The 1,062-nt window shown below is 55.2% G+C and carries 1 protein-coding gene and 1 pseudogene; both read right to left on the bottom strand.

Features of this window, described 5'->3' with window-relative positions:
* Positions 1-577: pseudogene (locus AC1DRJ_RS29140) on the bottom strand (glycosyltransferase); the annotation flags it as partial.
* Between the two features lie 47 nt (positions 578-624).
* Entirely contained in the window at positions 625-993 is a 369-nt protein-coding gene (locus AC1DRJ_RS29135) for a response regulator (RefSeq protein ID WP_477805178.1), read from the bottom strand.
* Between the last annotated feature and the right edge of the window lie 69 nt (positions 994-1,062).

Raw genomic sequence — 1,062 nt, 5'->3', positions numbered from 1 at the left:
GCAGTTTGAACTGTTCGGCCAGCAACTCGATTTCCACTTCGGAGATCATCAACGTCAAATCGCAACGATACAGCGCGGCGATCTCACGTTTGGCCAGGTCTGTACCCGCCATCAATTCGAACTCTTCACGCAATGCCGGGGCAAACAACTCGCTGAAGTCATTAGCGTCATCGCGGTCTTTCAAACGCTCTTTAAGGCGTTGATGCCGCGCGTGGCGCAGGCTTTGCAAATCCGACGTCTCAAGCACACGCAACGCATCGGGACAGTGTTTTTCAACGCGCCAGCCGAATTGCTCCTCCATCATGAACTGATCGAACAGCACGATATCCGGCGCCAGCTCACTGATGAACGCGTCGAAGCTGCTGTTGTTCAACTCGATGGCCACTTCACGAATACCCAGCGCGGTCAGGTCCGCACGGTGTTCACCGGTGCCGGCCGGACTGCTGAAAGTAATGTCCCAGCCTTGCTGCAAGAACGTATCGAGGATCTGCATCACATGCCCGCTGGCCGCTGAGGATCGCGGCTCGGGCCAGACGTAACCAATGACCAGGACTTTGGTTGCGCGGGGCTGACTCATTAACGGGTATTCCTTGGTGCGGGTAGAGGAGGGGTGATACGTGTCACTCAGGCCTGATCGATAAGCATGGACTTGACCTTGTCGCGCAGCTGATCAATCGAGAACGGCTTGCCGATGACGTGCATGCCTTCAGGCACATCAATGCTTTCGGCATAACCGCTGGCGAACAGGATCGGCAGTTCAGGACGCAGCATCCGTGCCTGAACGGCCAGTTCTCGTCCGTCCATCACGGGCAAGCCGACATCGGTCATCATCAAATCGATGTACTGGTCTTCGTCGTTGAGAAATTCCAGCGCCTTTTCGCTGCCATCCGCCTCAAGTACTTTGAACTCCAGCTCCTCCAGCACGTCAACGATCAGCATGCGCACAATCGCATCGTCTTCGACTACTAATATGATGGAAGCGTCGGCGGACATAGTGGGAGCTCTCAAAGAATGAATTCAGGTGCCGGTCAAAAAATCACCGGGCTCTTGCATGAGTAAGTG

It is taken from the genome of Pseudomonas sp. P5_B2, from assembly GCF_056400445.1.
The sequence above is the reverse complement of the archived record's forward strand: the minus strand, read 5'-3'. Positions and strand labels throughout refer to the sequence as shown.